General features: G+C 74.9%; 2 protein-coding genes and 1 pseudogene. All 3 read right to left on the bottom strand.

The window, feature by feature from the left end; genetic code table 11:
• On the bottom strand, positions 1–722 hold a 722-nt coding region (locus tag GTW43_RS30000; protein WP_237536892.1), incomplete at its 3' end, for a serine/threonine-protein kinase.
• Positions 723–796: 74 nt separating this feature from the next.
• Positions 797–1432 (bottom strand): hypothetical protein, encoded by a 636-nt coding sequence (locus GTW43_RS30005; RefSeq protein ID WP_161305139.1) that lies wholly within the window; start codon positions 1430–1432, stop codon positions 797–799.
• A gap of 121 nt (positions 1433–1553) precedes the next feature.
• Positions 1554–2169, bottom strand: a pseudogene (locus GTW43_RS30010) (SAM-dependent methyltransferase); the annotation flags it as partial.

Raw genomic sequence — 2169 nt, forward strand, 5'->3', positions numbered from 1 at the left:
TGGTCCTTGGCGAGGAGGCGCAGGACGAGGCTCTCGAGCGCTTCGGGGATCTCGGCGCGCAGCCGGCGCAGCGGGACGGGGGCTTCGTAGAGGTGGCGGTGGAGGATGCCGAGGGCGGTGGTGCCGGCGAACGGGACGTCTCCGCTGAGCAGTTCGTGCAGGAGGACGCCGAGGGCGTAGAGGTCGGTGTAGGGGCCGACGGCGCCGCCCATGGCCTGTTCGGGGGCCATGTAGGCGGGGGTGCCGATGGGTGAGCCGGTGTGGGTGAGGCGGGTGGTGTCGGTGTCGAGGACCGAGGCGACGCCGAGGTCGAGGACGGTGACGGTGCCGTCCTTCTTGATCATCACGTTGCGCGGCTTGAGGTCGCGGTGGACGATCGGGACGGCGTGGACGGCGGACAGCACGGCGCACAGCTGGGCGGCGACGGAGACGGCCCAGGGCCAGGGGTAGGGGGTGTGCTCGGCGAAGTGGTCGGCGAGGTCGGAGCCGTCGACGTACTGCATGACGAGGTAGAGGAACGGGGAGGTGCCGTCGTCCTCGCTGCCCGCGTCGTGGACGGTGACGAGGCCGGGGTGGTCGACCTGGGCGGTGACGCGGCACTCGCGCAGGAAGCGGCGGCGCAGCTCTTCGGCCTCGGCGCCGGCGACGCGGTCGGGGCGGACGAGTTTGACGGCGACGCGGCGGTCGAGGCGCTGGTCGTAGGCGGTCCAGACCTGGCCCATGCCGCCCTGGCCGATGAGTGTGGACAGCTCGTACCGGCCGGCGACGACGCGGCCGCCGGTGGTGGGTGGTGCGGTCACCGGCCGCCGTCCTGCCGGCGCAGGTAGTCGCTCAGCTCGTCGAGCTCGGCGCGGACCTGGTCGATGCGGTGCGGCGGCTGGCCCTGGGCGGGCGGTCCCGGCGGGGTGGACGGCGGGGTGGACGGCGGGACGGGCGTGGTCCGGGGGGCGGTGGTGCCCTGGGTGAGGTGGGCCGCGGGGCCGGGCTGCGGGTACACCGGGGCCTGGGGCTGGGGCCGGCCGTAGCCGTACGGGGGCTGGGGCTGCGGGCCCGGGAGGAAGGGGCCGGTCGCGGGGCGTGCGGCGAGGCGCTGCTGCGCGGCGAGCCGGATGTCGGCCACGAGGAAGTACGTGACGGAGACGGCGAGGGTGAGGAGCATGACGACCATGCCCGCGTTGCCCTGGGCCACGAACTCCTCGTCGCCGGGGTCGGTGAAGACGAGCACCCAGGACAGGAGCTGGAACGCGGCGACGGCGCTGAAGACCTGCCAGTCGACCCTTCGGCGGCTGGTCACGGCGAGCTTGAGTGTCGGCACGAACGCCAGGAAGCCGATGGTGAGCACCGCGATCGCCACGAACAGGACGCGCAGTCCTGCCTGGGCCCCGGAGGACGGGGGCTGGGGCGGAGGCGGCGCGTAGCCCTGGCCGTGCATGGCTGCTCCTGCTGGTGTGTGCCTGTTCGAAACCCGTGTTCTGCATCGAGGTTATAGGCCCGCGCGGACAACCGGACCGGGGATGTACCGAACCGTTGCCGACCGGCCGGGGCGGGGCGGGTCATTCCGGGTCGAGGGTGCCGTCCGTGAGTCCGTCGTAGAGGCCCTGGACGAGCTGTTCGCCGAGGCGGGAGGCCTGGCGCAGGGCGTCCTCGAAGGCGGCGAGTGCGCTGAACCGGGCGCCGTAGCGGGCCTGTTCGGACCGGGGCAGTCGGGGCAGCTGGAGGCGGCGCACGTCGAGCCGGGTCGCGGTGGAGGCGTAGCTGCTGGCCTGGCGGTTGTTCGCCGTGGAGCGCAGGAACCCGGCGACGAACCAGGGGTCGAGCGCGTCCGGGTCGGGGCGCAGCAGGGCGAGGCCGCGGCCGAGGGCGGCGCCCGCGGTGGCCTCGTCGACGACGCGGGCGGCGGCGCCCGCGCCGATGACGGGCACGACGATGTCGCCGGGGGCGAGGAGGACGGGGTCGTCGTCGGCGGTATGGGTGCCGGAGGGGGCGGTGCCGGTGAGGACGTCGTGGTCGGTGAGGACGGCGCGGACGGTGCGGACGGTGCGGACGGGGACGCGCGCGGGGGTGGTGGGTGCGCCGGGGGTGCCGGGGCTCGTGGCGGTGTGCAGGGACAGGGCGCCCGCGCGCGCGAGCTCGCCGACGGTGGTCTGGGGCCAGCGGGCGGGGGCCGCA

The sequence above is a fragment of the Streptomyces sp. SID5785 genome, from assembly GCF_009870065.1.
Lineage (GTDB): Bacteria > Actinomycetota > Actinomycetes > Streptomycetales > Streptomycetaceae > Streptomyces.